General features: G+C 61.3%; 13 protein-coding genes. 2 read left to right on the forward strand and 11 right to left on the reverse strand.

Features of this window, described 5'->3' with window-relative positions; all coding sequences use genetic code 11:
* Positions 1 to 92: 92 nt before the first annotated feature.
* The 11 genes from PF1751_RS01070 to PF1751_RS01120 form a co-directional block, all read right to left on the reverse strand.
* Positions 93 to 737, reverse strand: coding sequence for a methionine ABC transporter permease (locus PF1751_RS01070; protein WP_010214125.1), 645 nt, complete (start codon positions 735 to 737; stop codon positions 93 to 95).
* Positions 727 to 1,842, reverse strand: coding sequence for a methionine ABC transporter ATP-binding protein (locus PF1751_RS01075; protein ID WP_010214124.1), 1,116 nt, complete (start codon positions 1,840 to 1,842; stop codon positions 727 to 729). The genes PF1751_RS01070 and PF1751_RS01075 overlap by 11 nt, the downstream gene beginning before the upstream one ends.
* A complete protein-coding gene (locus PF1751_RS01080; protein ID WP_010214122.1) occupies positions 1,839 to 2,654 on the reverse strand; it encodes a MetQ/NlpA family ABC transporter substrate-binding protein in 816 nt (271 codons plus the stop codon). Before PF1751_RS01080 ends, PF1751_RS01075 begins: the two co-directional genes overlap by 4 nt.
* A gap of 53 nt (positions 2,655 to 2,707) precedes the next feature.
* Positions 2,708 to 4,060 carry an LLM class flavin-dependent oxidoreductase gene (locus PF1751_RS01085; protein ID WP_010214121.1) on the reverse strand — a complete coding sequence of 451 codons (1,353 nt, stop codon included), beginning with the start codon at positions 4,058 to 4,060 and terminating at the stop codon, positions 2,708 to 2,710.
* Positions 4,060 to 5,253 (reverse strand): SfnB family sulfur acquisition oxidoreductase, encoded by a 1,194-nt coding sequence (locus tag PF1751_RS01090; RefSeq protein ID WP_010214119.1) that lies wholly within the window; start codon positions 5,251 to 5,253, stop codon positions 4,060 to 4,062. Before PF1751_RS01090 ends, PF1751_RS01085 begins: the two co-directional genes overlap by 1 nt.
* A gap of 24 nt (positions 5,254 to 5,277) precedes the next feature.
* The gene (locus PF1751_RS01095) at positions 5,278 to 6,519 is read right to left on the reverse strand and encodes an SfnB family sulfur acquisition oxidoreductase (protein WP_010214117.1); all 1,242 of its coding nucleotides are present in this window, start codon (positions 6,517 to 6,519) and stop codon (positions 5,278 to 5,280) included.
* Positions 6,520 to 6,705: 186 nt separating this feature from the next.
* Positions 6,706 to 7,470: a hypothetical protein gene (locus PF1751_RS01100; RefSeq protein ID WP_010214115.1), complete on the reverse strand. Its 765-nt coding sequence runs from the start codon at positions 7,468 to 7,470 to the stop codon at positions 6,706 to 6,708.
* A gap of 371 nt (positions 7,471 to 7,841) precedes the next feature.
* Positions 7,842 to 8,588: an L-cystine ABC transporter ATP-binding protein TcyN gene (tcyN, locus tag PF1751_RS01105; RefSeq protein WP_010214113.1), complete on the reverse strand. Its 747-nt coding sequence runs from the start codon at positions 8,586 to 8,588 to the stop codon at positions 7,842 to 7,844.
* A 3-nt stretch (positions 8,589 to 8,591) separates the two neighbouring features.
* Positions 8,592 to 9,257: a cystine ABC transporter permease gene (gene tcyL, locus PF1751_RS01110; protein WP_010214112.1), complete on the reverse strand. Its 666-nt coding sequence runs from the start codon at positions 9,255 to 9,257 to the stop codon at positions 8,592 to 8,594.
* Positions 9,257 to 10,051: a cystine ABC transporter substrate-binding protein gene (gene tcyJ, locus PF1751_RS01115; RefSeq protein WP_010214111.1), complete on the reverse strand. Its 795-nt coding sequence runs from the start codon at positions 10,049 to 10,051 to the stop codon at positions 9,257 to 9,259. Before tcyJ ends, tcyL begins: the two co-directional genes overlap by 1 nt.
* Positions 10,052 to 10,226: 175 nt before the next feature.
* Positions 10,227 to 11,219, reverse strand: coding sequence for a D-cysteine desulfhydrase (locus PF1751_RS01120; protein ID WP_021491622.1), 993 nt, complete (start codon positions 11,217 to 11,219; stop codon positions 10,227 to 10,229).
* A 165-nt stretch (positions 11,220 to 11,384) separates the two neighbouring features.
* Here PF1751_RS01120 and epsC point away from each other — a divergent pair, with 165 nt between their 5' ends.
* Positions 11,385 to 12,311 (forward strand): serine O-acetyltransferase EpsC, encoded by a 927-nt coding sequence (gene epsC / locus PF1751_RS01125; protein ID WP_010214109.1) that lies wholly within the window; start codon positions 11,385 to 11,387, stop codon positions 12,309 to 12,311.
* 309 nt (positions 12,312 to 12,620) lie between these two features.
* Entirely contained in the window at positions 12,621 to 14,582 is a 1,962-nt protein-coding gene (gene betT / locus PF1751_RS01130; RefSeq protein WP_206759194.1) for a choline BCCT transporter BetT, read from the forward strand.
* Positions 14,583 to 14,747 lie beyond the last annotated feature (165 nt).

Here is a 14,747-nt window from a genome sequence, read left to right on the forward strand (position 1 = left end):
GTCCAGTCGACTGCGCCTGACGGTGTCAAACCGATTAAATACGCGAAAACGTCACCCAACAACTGTCAGCCTTAACAGGTGCAAACAAGTACTCAGCGCTTGTTCAGCCCCCGCGCCAAGCGGTCCCCGCCCAGCTGAATCACCGCTACCAGCAGCACCAGCAGCACAATCACCGTCAGCATGATCTGCGTATCAAAGCGCTGATAGCCATAGCGGTAAGCGATATCCCCCAACCCACCCGCGCCAATCGCCCCGGCCATCGCCGAGGAGTTGATCATGGTCACCAGGGTGATGGTGAAGCCGCCGACGATCCCCGGCAGCGCTTCGGGCAGCAGCACATGCCAGATGATGTGCCAGCGCCGGCACCCCATGGCTTGTGCGGCTTCGATCAAGCCGTGGTCGACTTCGCGCAGGCTCACTTCGGCGATGCGTGCAAAGAACGGCGTCGCGGCGATGGTCAGCGGCACCACCGCCGCCCACACGCCGTAAGTGGTGCCGACGATCAGCCGGGTGAACGGTATGAGCGCCACCATCAGGATCAGAAACGGAATCGAGCGGAACAGATTGACGAACGCTCCCAGTACGCGGTTCAGCGCTGGGGCTTGGTAGATACCACCCTTGTCGCTGGTGACCAGGAACACCGCCAGCGGAATCCCCACCAGCAACGCGATCAGTGACGACACACCGACCATCAACAAGGTGTCGATGGCGCCCTGCACTAAACGATCAAACCACATGGCCCAGCACCTCCACCTGTTGCGCCCAATTCCCAGCGCGGTTGCGCAGTTCTTCAGCCGTGTGCGGCGAGCCATTCACCGCCAGCAGCAGTTGCCCGAGGGCATGCCCCTGGATACGTTCCACACCGCCTTGCAGCAAGCGCACGCGCCCGCCGAGGGCGCTGAACAACGCGGCCAGGTCCGGCTCGTCGGTATCACTGCCGGTGAATTGCAGGCGCAGCACCACTGCGGCATCGGCGGTAGCCGGTCTGGCCTGCAAACGGCTTTGCAACTCCTCCGGCAGCCCATGTTGCAGCGGTGCCAGCAGGGTTTTGCTGACCGCGTGCTGCGGATCGCCAAACACCTGCCACACCGGGCCTTGCTCGACGATGCGCCCGTGTTCGAGCACCACCACGCGGTCGCAGATTTCGCGAATCACCGCCATCTCATGGGTGATCAACACGATGGTCAGGCCCAGGCGTTGGTTGATCTCGCGCAGCAGGCCGAGGATCGATTGGGTGGTCTCCGGGTCGAGGGCCGAGGTGGCCTCGTCGCACAGCAGAATCTCCGGGTCATGGACCAGCGAACGGGCAATGCCCACGCGCTGTTTCTGCCCGCCGGAGAGTTGCGCCGGGTAGGCCTTGTGCTTGTCCTTGAGGCCCACCAGTTCCAGCAGTTCACGCACCTTCTGCTCGCGCTGCAGCTTGGGGATGCCGGCGACTTTGAGCGGCAATTCGACGTTCTGCCACACGGTCTTGGCCGACATTAGGTTGAAGTGCTGGAAGATCATGCCGATGCGCCGCCGCAGCGCCACCAGGCGGTCTTCGTCGAACGCGCCGATGTCGACCTGATCGATCAGCACGCGCCCGCTGCTGGGTTGTTCCAGTCGGTTGATGGTGCGGATCAGCGACGACTTGCCGGCGCCGCTGCGGCCGATAATGCCGAACACTTCACCGCGCTGGATCGCCAGGTCGATGCCTTGCAGGGCATGCACGGTGCCGTCGTAGGTCTTGCCCAGGTTGATAAAGCGCACATGGGCACGGTTCAAGTCAGGGTGCAGTTCTGTCTGCTCGGCGTCTCTGGGCGGCAAGCCCAGGTCGCGCACTTGGGCGTTGGCGGCGGTCATTTTTTATCTTCCCAGCCGACCTGGTAGAGCTTGCCCAGTGACTTGTCCAACGCCGCACGGACGGCGGGCGAGTGCTGGTAGATGTCGACGAACTTGATCACGCGCGGGTCGGTCTTGCTCTTGGGCTGGATCACAAACTGGATCACGTACTCCGGGTGGTCAAGGCCATCGAACAGCAGTGCCGACTCGGCATCGAAGGTCTTGGACAGGCGGATATACGCCGGGTAACCCTGCACCAGGTCGGCGTCGTCATAGGCGCGTACCAGTTGCACGGCCTCGACTTGCAGGATCTTGATCTTCTTGGGGTTGGAAACGATGTCCTCTTCGGTGGCCTTGTAGCCTACGCCCGGTTTGAGGGTGATCAGCCCGGCCTTCGCCAGCAGTTGCAGGCCGCGGCCGCTGTTGATCGGGTCATTGGCAATCGCCACGCTGGCGCCCTGGGGCAGGTCGTTGATGCTCTTGTACTGCTTCGAATACAGGCCGACGTTGTTGATGATGCCCGGCGCGTACGGCACCAGGTCAAAGCCGGCGGCGGCCTTGGCGTTTTCCAGGAACGGGATGTGCTGGAAGTAGTTCACGTCGATATCCCCCGCCGCCAGGCTGACGTTAGGGGCAATCCAGTCGGTGAACTCCACCAGTTCAACCTTAAGGCCTTGCTTGCCGGCTTCGGCAACGGCGGCCTCAAGGGGAATGGCGAAGGCTGCGGTGGTGCCGATCTTCAACGGTGCCTCGGCGGCGAACACCACCGAGCTGAACAAACCCAAGGCCAGTGCCAGTGCTTTGACTGGGTGGGTAAGCAGTGTCTTTTTCATAGTCGATTTCCAGTCATAAGGTGTAGGTACGAGCAATGAGGATCTATTTTTGATTAGTGTCTGTAGGTGGAGCCGGTGTGCTGTTCGGGTAAGCGGGCGCTGCCATGGAAGACCTTTTCGCGCAGCGTGCCGTGCTCATAGGCGGTCTTGTACGACCCGCGCTTTTGCAACTCCGGCACCACCAGGTCGATGAAGTCCACGTAGCTTTCCGGCGTGACGATGCGCGTGAGGTTGAAGCCATCCAGGCCGGTTTCGCTGATCCAGGATTCCAGCTCATCGGCGACCTGTTCCGGTGAGCCGACCAAGGTGATGTAGCGTCCGCCCAAGGCGTGCTGTTCCAGTAACTTGCGCCGGGTCCAGTCGTTGTTTTGCAGGTTCTTGGTGGCCGACTGGATCGCGTTGCTCTTTACGTACTGGATCGGCTCGTCCAGCTCGTACTGGGCGAAATCAATCGCGGTGGACGCCGAAAAATGTGCCACGCCGGCTTCCGCGCTGGCGTAGCTCAGGTATTCGGCGTGCTTTTCCCAGGCCAGCGCTTCAGTGGCGCCCACGATTACGTTGAGGCCCATGAACACCTTGATGTCATCCGGGTTGCGCCCGGCCTCCACGGCGCTGGCGCGTACCTTGTCCACCTGGACCTTGGTCGCGGCCTTGTTCTGCCCGCTGATAAACACACATTCGGCATGCCGGCCGGCGAACAGCAAACCACGGTCCGAACTGCCGGCCTGGAACAGTACCGGCGTACGTTGTGGCGACGGTTCGCACAGGTGATAACCCTCCACCTGGTAGAACTCGCCGTGATGCTCGATTTTGTGCACCTTGCCCGGCTGCGCATACACCCGCGTCTGCGGATCATTGAGCACCGCGCCGTCTTCCCAGCTGCCTTCCCAGAGTTTGTACAGCACCTCTAGGTATTCATCGGCCTGGTCGTAACGGCGGTCATGCTCGACCTGCTCGGTCAGGCCCATGGCCTTGGCGGCACTGTCGAGGTAGCCGGTGACGATGTTCCAGCCGACTCGGCCACGGCTCAGGTGATCCAGCGTCGACATGCGGCGGGCGAACAGATAAGGCGGCTCGTAGGTGAGGTTGGCCGTAAGGCCAAAGCCGAGGTTTCGGGTGACGGCCGCCATGGCCGAGACCAGCAGCAGCGGGTCATTCACCGGAAGCTGGATCGACTCTTTGAGCGGCACGTCGATGGAATTCTGATAGACGTCGTACACGCCGACGATATCGGCGATGAACAAGCCATCGAACAGCCCCCTTTCCAGCGTCTTGGCCAGTTCGGTCCAGTACTCGATCGTCTTGTATTCGGTGGACGTGTCCCGTGGATGGGTCCACAGGCCATGATTGATATGCCCGATGCAGTTCATGTTGAACGCATTGAGCAGGATCTTCTTTTTGCTCATCAGATGGTCCCCCGCAGTGGTGGGTTCTCATCGTTGAGGTAATAGTTGCCCACCGCGTGATACTTCCAGCGCACCGGGTCGTGCAGGGTGTGCACGCGGGCGTTGCGCCAGTGGCGGTCCAGGCCATGTTCGGCCAGGGTCGCCTGGCTGCCTGCGAGTTCGAACAAGGTGCTGCCGGCGGCCAGGGAGATTTCGGTGCTCAAGGCGCGTACTTCGGCGACGGCGATGGAGGCGGCTGCAACAGTCTCGGCGTTGCTGTCGGCCTGGGCGCGGTCGAGGAATTCGCCCGAACGCTCCAGCAGTGCCTCGGTGGCATGCAGGCGGATGCTCAGGTGCCCGAAGCTTTTCAGGGTCAGTGGGTCGTCAGTGGCTTTGTCGGTGCCGGAATCGATCCACGGGCGGGTCTTGGTGCGCACAAAGTGCAGTGCGTCTTCAAAGGCCGCGCGGGCGATACCGGTGTCGATTGCGGCGTGGAGGATCTGCGCCAGCGGGCCGACGGTTGTAGGGCGCTCGAAGGCGCTCTGGAATGGGATCACGTCCTGTGCGGCGACCCACACGTTATCGAACACCACCGAGCCGCTGCCGGTGGTGCGCTGGCCGAAGCCGCTCCAGTCGTCGATCACGCTCAACCCTTCACTGTCACGCGGGACAAAAGCCAGTTGCTGCACGCCCTGTTCATCCACCACCGAGGTGGGGATGCGCTGGGCGTAAATCGCGCCGGTGGCGTAGAACTTGCGGCCGCTGATACGGAAACCGTCACCGTCGCGGGTGATCTTGGTGACGCGGTCGTGAGCAGTCTTGGTGCCCAGTTCCGCCAGGGCGTTGCCGAAGCGTTGGCCAGCGAGGACTTCGGCGTACAGACGCTTTTGCTGCGCCGGGCTGCCGTTCACGCGCAGCACTTCCAGTGCATAAAAATGGTTCTGCGGGATCTGGCCCAGGGACGCATCCGCCTGGGCGATCAGGGCAATGACCTTGGCCAGGGTGACGTTGGAAACGCCCGCCCCGCCGAATGCCTTGGGTACGCTGATACCCCACAGGCCGGAGCGCGAAAACACCTCCAGTTCGGGCAGGGGAAGGCGGCGCTCGCGGTCACGCTGGGCACTGTCGCGGCGCAAATCTTCGGCTAGGTCGCTGGCGACAATAAGGGCTTGTTCGTCGCTGGTGATGACCGCGACGGGGTGAGAGAAAGTCATGGTGTTCTCCAGATGTCTGGTCGGTCAGATCCAGGAATGACGAGCCGGCAAGGTGCCGTTCAGGCGATAAGCGCCCACCGCGTGATACTTCCAGCGCACCGGGTCGTGCAGGGTGTGTACGCGGGCGTTGCGCCAATGACGGTCGAGGTTGAACTCCGCGAGCGTTGCGCGGCTGCCGGCCAGCTCGAAGAGTTTTTCGCTGACCAGCAGCGACACTTCGGTGGTCAGCACCTTGGCCTCGGCCACGGCAATCGAGGCACGGGCGGCGGACTGCGCAGTGATCGGCGCGGCGCTGACCTGGTCAAGCACCTGGCCGGCCTTGCGCAGCAGGGCCTCGGCGGCGTGCAATTCAATCTTCAATTTGCCGACGTCGGCGATCACATACAGGTCATCGCTGGCGCGTTCGACTTTGGCATCGATCCACGGGCGCGAGTGTTCACGTACGAACGCGATGGTGTCGTCGAGCGCGCCGCGTGCGATGCCGGCGTCGATGGCCGCCTGGATCAATTGGGAGACGGCGCCCTGGATATTCGGTGTCTCGCCGATACGCCAGTTTTCCACGACCTGTTCGGCGTCCACTGGCACCTGGTCCAGTAGCACGGTGCCGCTGGCGGTGGTGCGTTGACCGAAGCCTGACCAGTCGTCAACGATGCGCAGCCCTTCGGTGCCACGACGCACAAACGCCATGACCTGCTTGCCGTCATCGTTTAATGCTTTGACGGCCACCCAGTGCGCAAACAGCGCTCCGGTTGAGTAGAACTTCTGACCGCTGAGCACATAACCATCACCCTCGGCGGTGATGCGCGCCTTGAGTTCCAGGGTGTTTTTGGTGCCGCGTTCCGGGCCGCCATTGCCGATGCGCCAGCCGTCGAGGACGCTCTGGAACAGCAGCTTTTTCTGGCGTTCGGTGGCGGCACCCTGCAGCAGGTGCAGGATGCCGAAGTGGTTCTGCGGGATCTGCCCGAGGGCCGGGTCTGCCGCGCTGATGATTGCGAACACGTCGGCCAGGGTCACGAAAGACACCTGCGGGCCGCCGTACTCACGGGGAATGGAAATACTGCCGAGCCCACTGCGGGTGAACTGTTCGATCTGTGCCCATGGCAGCTTGCGTTGCTGGTCGCGCTTGGAGGCTTGCAGGCGCGCAGCCTGGGCCAGTTCATGGGCAGCTTTCAGTGCCTCAGCATCGTTGCGCAGCACGGTGGCTGGCAACAGCAGGGGAGCAACATCCTGATCGCTCTGGGGGGGTGTTTGAGCCAAGTTAGACATCAGCGCCGCTCCTTGGCTGCACGTAATGCCCTGGCGTTGTGCACCGGGGTGATCCTGACCATACCGACCTCGCATTCAATGAAATAAAAAAGAAAAATCAGCGATGTCCGGTGGTCCGGTGCATATACCCTAAGCTTGTTAAATATATAAATAAACTAACTTTTGGGAATATGCATAGAAGGTCTGTTACCCCGGCTCGCAGGGCGATCCCGGTGTCCGCGGTTGATAGATCAGCACCGTCCCGGCCACAGCGGGCGGCACCCCGGCGGCAATGCGTAGGGTGCGCGAGGGCGCCCAGCGAGAATTGTTGCCGACGCGATCCAGAACGCAGTACGTCACCTCCAGTCGGCAGTCGTCGCCGGCTTCGGTGATCACTGATGAAGGCACCCATACCTGCACCGCCAGACCGACTTCAACGGCCTGGATCTTCGGCAGGTCCAGGCGCACATCGCCCCAGCGCAGGGTGATCGCATCGCCAGTGTCCATGTTCAGGTAGGGCGCGATGGTCAGGGGAATACCGCGCCGTACCTGACTGGCGTTGACGCCAAAGCGGCGGATGGTGTCGGGCAAGCCCACGGGGGCGAGGTTCTGGTTTTCGTCGAGGTACTGTGGCGACGGTTGGCCGCCCGGACAACAGGTCTTCACACGTACTCGCCTGACGGCAGAGCGGGCCGGGCACTGGCCGACTTGCATCACTTGGTAATGCACCCGGGCCGGGCCATCCAGCACGAAACTCTCCGGCACCCGCAGGTGTGTGAACGCGCCGACCTTGCAGGCGGTTATCCGACGTGAAGCGGCGAAACAGTTATTCCAGAACAGCTCGATCAAGTCGCCTTCGTCCATGCCGGGATAGGGTGCGATGTCGACCTGCAGGTGGGTGGCAGCCAGGGCATTGATGCCATTGCCGATGGCCTGAGGCAGTGTCGGCGCGGTGAGCAGGGGGTGCGTCATAAGTAATCTCCTTGATGCAGCCAGCAGCATTCGCTCCGGACCTTTGGCGCAGGTAAGCGCAGTGGGCCGAACAGAACGATTCAGTGAATAGCCGGGATAGGATCCAATCCTCTGGGCGCTAGATAAGAGGGTTGGGCAAGGAGCGTCAATGGCGGCAAAGGGCTAAACGGCGGGTTGGAGCAGATTCAGAAGGGTCTGACTGGGAGCGGGCGTTTCAGATGGATACGACGGGGTGTTTTACAACGTGCAATGAGGCGTTTCTGTAGGAACACGCTTGTGTGGGAGCTGGCTTGCCTGCGATGCAGATACCTCGGTTTATCCGTCATACCGAGGTCTCTGCATCGCAGGCAAGCCAGCTCCCACAGGGTCGGTCAGTGAGCCAGGAATTTGCTCAGGAACTGCTTGGTGCGCTCTTCCTTGGGGTTGGCGAACAATGCCTTGGCTTCGCCTTGTTCCACGATCACCCCCTTGTCGAAGAAGATCACCCGGTTGGCCACATCCCGGGCAAAGCTCATCTCGTGGGTGACGATGACCATGGTGCGGTTTTCTTCGGCGAGGCTGCGGATGGTTGCCAGCACTTCACCCACCAGTTCCGGGTCGAGGGCCGAGGTGGGTTCGTCGAACAGAATCACCTCCGGCTCCATCGCCAGCGCACGGGCAATCGCCACGCGCTGTTGCTGGCCGCCCGACAGGCGCCGTGGGTAGGCGTCTTCCTTGCCCGCCAGGCCCACCCTCGCCAGCAACTTGCGCCCCAAGGCGTCAGCGGCTTCACGCGGCATCTTCTTGACCACGGTGGGGCCTTCGATGACGTTTTCCAGCGCGGTGCGGTGGGGGAACAGGTTGAAGCTCTGGAACACAAAACCCACGTGCTGGCGCAGGCGCCGCACCAGGCTTGCCTGCTGGTTGACCGGCTTGCTGCTGTCGATCTCGATGTCGCCCACCTTGATACGCCCGCTGGTGGGTTGTTCGAGGAAATTCAGGCAGCGCAGAAAGGTGGTCTTGCCAGAACCGCTGGGGCCGATGATGGCGACGACTTCGCCTTCCTTGACCTCCAGGTCGATGCCGTTGAGCACCACCTGGCCCTTGAATTGTTTGGTCAGTTTTTCAACCACGATCATGCTTCAGGACTCCAGGTCATGCCGGTTGACCCGGTCTTCCAGGCGATTCTGCAAATGCGCCAGGATGCTCGCCAAAATCCAGTAGATCAGGGCTGCGGAGAGATACATGGTGAAGATTTCGAAGGTCCGTGCCGACACCAATTGCGCCTGGCGGAACAGCTCGGGCACCTGGATAGTGGCCGCCAGCGCCGTGTCCTTGACCAGCGAAATGAAGCTGTTGCCCAGCGGCGGCAAGGCCGTGCGCATGGCCTGCGGCAGGATGGCCCGGCGCAGGGTCTGCGCGCGGGTCATGCCGATACTGGCCGCAGCTTCCCATTGGCCGCGCTCGATGGAACCGATGGCGGCGCGCAGGATTTCACAGGCGTAGGCGGCCATGTTCAGCGAAAAGCCGATCATGGCGGCGGGGATCGGATCCAGCTCGATGCCCACTTGCGGCAAGCCGTAGTAGATCAAGAACAGCTGCACCAGCAAGGGCGTGCCGCGAAAGAACGACACGTAGACTCGGGCGAGCCAGCTCACCAGCTTGAAGCGCGACAGGCGCATCAAGGCCAGGCCGAAGCCCAGCAGCAAACCGAAAAACATCCCGCCGAGGCTGAGGATCACCGTGTAATACGCGCCCTTGAGCAGAAAGGGCGCGGAGTCCAGCGCGAGTTGGAAACCTGCTTCCATTATTGAGTGACGTCAGCGTTGAAGTACTTCTCGGACAGCTTCTTCAAGGTCCCGTCGGCGCGCAGTTTGTCGAGGGCCTTGTTCACGGCGTCGAGCAGTTCTGGCTCGCCTTTGCGCAGGGCAATACCGGCTTCCTGACGGGAGAAGGCGTCGCCGGTCACCGAGGTGTCCTTGGCTTTCTTGGCGTATTCCAGGGCGGCCAGGCGGTCGATCAGGATGGTGTCGATACGGCCGATACGCAGGTCCTGGAACTTGGTCGGGTCGTCGTTGTAAGTCTTGATGATGGCTTTAGGCTGATTGTCCTTGAGCCATTGCTCGTAGTTGGTACCCAGGCCCACACCGACTTTCTTGCCAGCCAGGTCGTCAGCGGTCTTGATGGTGCCGACGTTCTTGGTCAGGACCAGCGCCTGAATACCGGAGACGGTGTAAGGCTTGGAGAAATCGTACTTTTTCTTGCGCTCTTCAGAGATGGTCACTTGGTTGACGACCGCATCCAGACGCTTGGATTCCAGGGCGGCGAGGATGCCATCCCATGGGGTGGCCTGCAGCTTGACCTTCACGCCCAGCTCCTTGGCCAGCGCTTCGGACAGCTCCACTTCGAAACCGCTGAGTTTGCCGCTTTCATCGACGAAGCTGAACGGTGGGTAGGTGCCTTCCAGGCCGATCTTGATCTCGCCCGCTTTCTTGATGTTATCCAACTGCTCGCCAGCCACTGCCTGGCCCAGCAGGCCAGCCCCGAGTGCCAGGCCCAAAGTGCCAACCAACAACGTGCGACGGAATACAGAAATAGTCATGAAGAGCCCCTGTGTTTTTTATGTTGAGCGAAGCAGGTGACGCAGTGGTCGTATCCTGCCTTAAAGCGCGTAGCGCGTCTTCGCCTACGGCGCGACTATAAGGCCGGTTTTTAAGACTTGAAAATAATATAAAATAAATCAGTTATTCGCTTTAAGAATAACCGGGTCCGTTTTTTTAGAATGCCGAGTCATAAGCGAACAACGCTGGCGCGCCACCGGTATGCAGGAAAATGATCGGCCCGTCTTCAAATCGCTGACGCCCGATGCCATCCAGCAAGCCGGCCATGGCCTTGCCAGTGTAGACCGGGTCCAGGAGCAGGCCTTCCTGGCTCGCCAGCAGCTTGATCGCTGCCAAGGTGCCGGCGTTCGGTTCACCGTAGCGCGGGCCGAAGTATTCGTCCCACAGAATCACCTTGAACGCCTCGGGAATCTCCACCCCCAGCAACTCGGCGGTGCGTTCGGCCAGGCCTGCTACTTTCGGGCGCTGGGCTTCGTCGGTGCGCGAGACGGTCACACCGATCACGGGCAGGTTCGGCAGCACTTCGCTCAACGCCAACGCCAAGCCACTGTGCGTCCCCGCGCTGCCGGAGGCCAAGACGACCGCGGCGAACTCGATGCCGCTGTCTTCGATTTGCCCGGCCAGTTCCAGCCCGGCGCGTACATAACCCAATGCACCGAGGGCATTGGAGCCGCCGATCGGCACCAGGTATGGCTTCTTGCCGTTGTTGCGCAGGCGGTCGGCGAGGGCGTTGAGTTGGTCGTCGACGTTGTCGAGGTTCTCCACCAGTTCCACTTTGGCGTCGAACAGCTCAAGCAGCAGACGGTTGCCGTTGCCCAGGTAATTGGGGTCTTCGGTGCCGGTGGGGTTTTCCAGCAGGGCCACGCAGCCCAGGCCGAGTTTGGCGGCCAGCGCGGCGGTCTGGCGCACGTGGTTGGATTGGATAGCGCCAGCGGTTACAAGGGTGTCGGCGCCTTGGGCGATGGAATCTGCGGCGAGGTATTCAAGTTTGCGCAGCTTGTTGCCGCCCATGGCCAGCGGTGTGGTGTCGTCGCGCTTGACGTAGATGTCCCTGCCCAACCAGGCCGACAGCCGCTCCAGTTTTTCCAGGGCAGTGGCGCCGCCCAGCAGTTCCAGGCGGTTAAAACGGTCGAGCTGTTGTTTGATCATGGCTACGCACGGTTGATAAGTATGGGGCGACTATAGGCAGGCACTTTTCATCGGGCAACCGTCAATCGCTTATTCCTGATGGTTCTTGATACCACACCATTGGTTCTTAAGGGCGGCCAGGGTGCATACCGTAAAGTGATGGCCATTTCCTCAGGAGTGAGTACCGTGAGTGAGCGTTCCAGTCATTGGCAATTACAGACCATCGTCAGCCAACTGCGCAGCGCCCGGGACCAGTGGCGAACGCGCAATGGGCGTTTGAGTGGCGAGCATGGCGGCCGCGAGTTGCCGTCCCGCGAGGCGGTCGCGCAGATTCTCGAGTCGTTGTGCGGTGCACTGTTTCCCATGCGCCTGGGGCCGGTGGACCTGCGTGAAGAGAGTGAAGATTTCTACGTCGGCCATACCCTCGATGTGGCGTTGAATGCCTTGCTCGGCCAGGCCCGTCTGGAACTGCGCTACGCCGCACGGCAGGGCGCCAAGGATGACAGCGAAGTCGATGTGCTCGCCATTCGCCTGATCCAGGATTTCGCCCTGGCCTTGCCGTCCCTGCGGAGCTTGTTGGACACCGACGTGCTAGCTGCCTACCACGGCGACCCGGCCGCGCGCAGTGTGGATGAAGTGCTGTTGTGCTACCCCGGCGTCCTGGCGGTGATTCACCACCGCCTGGCTCACCACCTGTACCGCGCCGGCTTGCCGCTGTTGGCGCGGATCAGCGCCGAGATCGCCCATTCGGCCACGGGGATCGATATCCATCCCGGCGCACAGATCGGCCCGAGCTTCTTTATCGACCACGGGACCGGCGTGGTGATCGGCGAGACCGCGATCATCGGCGAGCGTGTGCGCATCTACCAGGCCGTGACTTTGGGCGCCAAGCGCTTCCCGGCGGATGAGGACGGACAGCTGCAGAAAGGCCACCCACGTCACCCGATTGTCGAGGATGACGTGGTGATCTACGCCGGCGCGACGATTCTGGGGCGCATCACCATCGGCAAGGGGTCGACCATTGGCGGCAACGTGTGGCTGACCCGCAGCGTGCCGGCGGGGGCGAATATCACCCAGGCGAACCTGCAGCATGAGGATGGCGCGCAAAAGTAACGAACCCGCACAATCCTCTGTGGGAGCGCGTATTTGTGCCAGTAATCGCTGAACGATTTGCCTCCCGCACCCGTCATACCAGTCCTTGAGCTAGTGTAGGAATTATCTACCACTCGGCCCTGCGATTAGTCCCAGACCGCCTTCCTATGTTTAACTTGAATGCTCGTTCAAGTTAAACCCGGTGGTTCGCTGCCCGCTCACAACAGGAGGCTTACCTTTGCTGAGTCCGTTATTTACAGCCACATCTCATACCCTCGGGGTGCATCGTTCATGAGTGCATCGTCCACCCCTTCCAGCGGCCAGGTGCGCATGAATGCGCCGGTTTTCTACTTTGCCGCGACGTTTATCCTGCTGTTCGGTATTACTGTCATCGCTATCCCGCAACAGGCCGGTGCCTGGCTGCTGGCGGCGCAAAACTGGGCGGCCAATACGGTCGGCTGGTACTACATGCTGGCGATGACCCTGTATCTGGTCTTCGTGGTGGTCACCGCGCTATCGGGCTACGGCAAGATAAAACTCGGTGCCGACCACGACGAGCCCGAATTCAGTTACCTGTCCTGGGCCGGCATGTTGTTCGCCGCAGGGATCAGCATCACGCTGTTTTTCTTCTGCGTGTCCGAGCCGCTGACACACCTGGTGCAACCGCCGCAAGGCGCACCGATGAACGCCGATGCCGCCCGCCAGGCCATGCAGATCCTGTTTCTGCACTGGGGCCTGCACGGTTGGGGGGTGTTCGCGTTTGTCGGCATGGCCCTGGCGTATTTCGCCTACCGGCATAACTTGCCGCTGGCGCTGCGTTCGGCGCTGTACCCGCTGATCGGCAAGCGCATCAACGGTCCGATCGGTTACGCGGTGGATGGCTTTGGCATCATCGCTACGGTGTTCGGGCTTGGCGCCGACATGGGCTTCGGCGTGTTGCACCTCAACTCCGGCCTCGACTACCTGTTTGGCATCGCCCATACCCAGTGGATCCAGGTCGGTTTGATCACGCTGATGATGGGCGCCGCGATCATCGTCGCCGTGGCCGGCGTCGACAAAGGCGTGCGGGTGATGTCCGACATCAACATGCTGCTGGCCTGTGCGCTGCTGCTGTTCGTGTTGTTCGCCGGGCCCACCCAGCATTTGCTCAACACCCTGATCCAGAACATCGGTGACTACCTGGGCGCCTTGCCGACCAAGAGTTTCGACGTGTACGCCTATGACAAGCCCAGCGACTGGCTCGGCGGTTGGACGGTGTTCTACTGGGCCTGGTGGATCGCATGGTCGCCGTTTGTGGGCCTGTTTATCGCGCGTATTTCCCGGGGGCGTACCATCCGCGAGTTCGTGTTCGGCGTGCTGCTGATCCCGCTGGGCTTCACCCTGGCGTGGATGTCGATCTTCGGCAACAGCGCCATCGACCAGGTGCTCAACCACGGACTGGTCGCACTCGGCCAGTCGGCCATCGATGACCCGTCGATGAGTCTGTACCTGCTGCTGGAAACCTACCCGTGGAGCAAGACGGTTATCGCGGTCACGGTGTTCATCAGCTTCGTGTTCTTCGTGACCTCCGCCGACTCGGGCACTGTGGTGCTGTCTACCTTGTCGTCCAAAGGTGGCAACGCCGATGAAGACGGGCCGAAATGGCTGCGGGTGTTCTGGGGTGCGATGACCGCGCTGGTCACCAGTGCCTTGCTGTTTGCGGGCAGTATTGATTCGCTCAAGTCAGCGGTGGTGCTGACCTCGTTACCGTTTTCGATGATCCTGCTGCTGATGATGTGGGGGCTGCACAAGGCGTTCTACCTGGAGTCGCAGAAGCAGATCGCCCAGCTGCATTCGCTGGCACCGGTCTCTGCTGCACGCAAGGGGCGTGGTGGCTGGCGTCAGCGCTTGAGCCAGGCGGTGCACTTTCCTTCGCGGGATGAGGTGTATCGCTTCCTTGAATCGACGGTTCGCCCGGCGATTGAAGAGGTGACGGCGGTGTTCGTCGAGAAAGGCCTGAACGTGGTCACTCAGCCTGACCCGTCCAACGACAGCGTCAGCCTGGAAATCGGCCATGGCGAGGAACGTCCATTCGTCTACCAGGTGCAGATGCGCGGCTACTTCACGCCGTCATTTGCCCGTGGTGGCATGGGCTCCAAAGAGATCAACAACCGCCGCTACTACCGTGCGGAAGTGCACTTGGCCGAGGGCAGCCAGGACTATGACTTGGTGGGCTACACCAAGGAACAGATCATCAACGACATCCTCGACCAGTACGAGCGGCACCTGCAGTTCCTGCACTTGGTGCGCTGACGCTCAACTCCCCGCAAAGCCCCGTTCTACGGGGCTTTTTTAAACTTAATTTCATCCGTCAAGGCGCTGTTTTGACGCGGAACTGTCATCTGGCCACTGCGTAATTGTGTGAAGCGTTTGACGCTTTCATTTCAGCACAGTGACGGAGACCGGTAACAATGAAGA

The sequence above is a fragment of the Pseudomonas simiae genome (assembly GCF_000934565.1).
GTDB classification, from domain to species: domain Bacteria; phylum Pseudomonadota; class Gammaproteobacteria; order Pseudomonadales; family Pseudomonadaceae; genus Aquipseudomonas; species Aquipseudomonas simiae.

Excerpts from the sequence above, each read along its gene's own strand:
- PF1751_RS01070 (WP_010214125.1), bottom strand. The coding sequence starts at position 737 with ATGTGGTTTGATCGTTTAGTGCAGGGCGCCATCGACACCTTGTTGATG.
- PF1751_RS01075 (WP_010214124.1), bottom strand. The coding sequence starts at position 1,842 with ATGACCGCCGCCAACGCCCAAGTGCGCGACCTGGGCTTGCCGCCCAGA.
- PF1751_RS01080 (WP_010214122.1), bottom strand. The coding sequence starts at position 2,654 with ATGAAAAAGACACTGCTTACCCACCCAGTCAAAGCACTGGCACTGGCC.
- PF1751_RS01085 (WP_010214121.1), bottom strand. The coding sequence starts at position 4,060 with ATGAGCAAAAAGAAGATCCTGCTCAATGCGTTCAACATGAACTGCATC.
- PF1751_RS01090 (WP_010214119.1), bottom strand. The coding sequence starts at position 5,253 with ATGACTTTCTCTCACCCCGTCGCGGTCATCACCAGCGACGAACAAGCC.
- PF1751_RS01095 (WP_010214117.1), bottom strand. The coding sequence starts at position 6,519 with ATGTCTAACTTGGCTCAAACACCCCCCCAGAGCGATCAGGATGTTGCT.
- PF1751_RS01100 (WP_010214115.1), bottom strand. The coding sequence starts at position 7,470 with ATGACGCACCCCCTGCTCACCGCGCCGACACTGCCTCAGGCCATCGGC.
- tcyN (WP_010214113.1), bottom strand. The coding sequence starts at position 8,588 with ATGATCGTGGTTGAAAAACTGACCAAACAATTCAAGGGCCAGGTGGTG.
- tcyL (WP_010214112.1), bottom strand. The coding sequence starts at position 9,257 with ATGGAAGCAGGTTTCCAACTCGCGCTGGACTCCGCGCCCTTTCTGCTC.
- tcyJ (WP_010214111.1), bottom strand. The coding sequence starts at position 10,051 with ATGACTATTTCTGTATTCCGTCGCACGTTGTTGGTTGGCACTTTGGGC.
- PF1751_RS01120 (WP_021491622.1), bottom strand. The coding sequence starts at position 11,219 with ATGATCAAACAACAGCTCGACCGTTTTAACCGCCTGGAACTGCTGGGC.
- betT (WP_206759194.1), top strand. The coding sequence starts at position 12,621 with ATGAATGCGCCGGTTTTCTACTTTGCCGCGACGTTTATCCTGCTGTTC.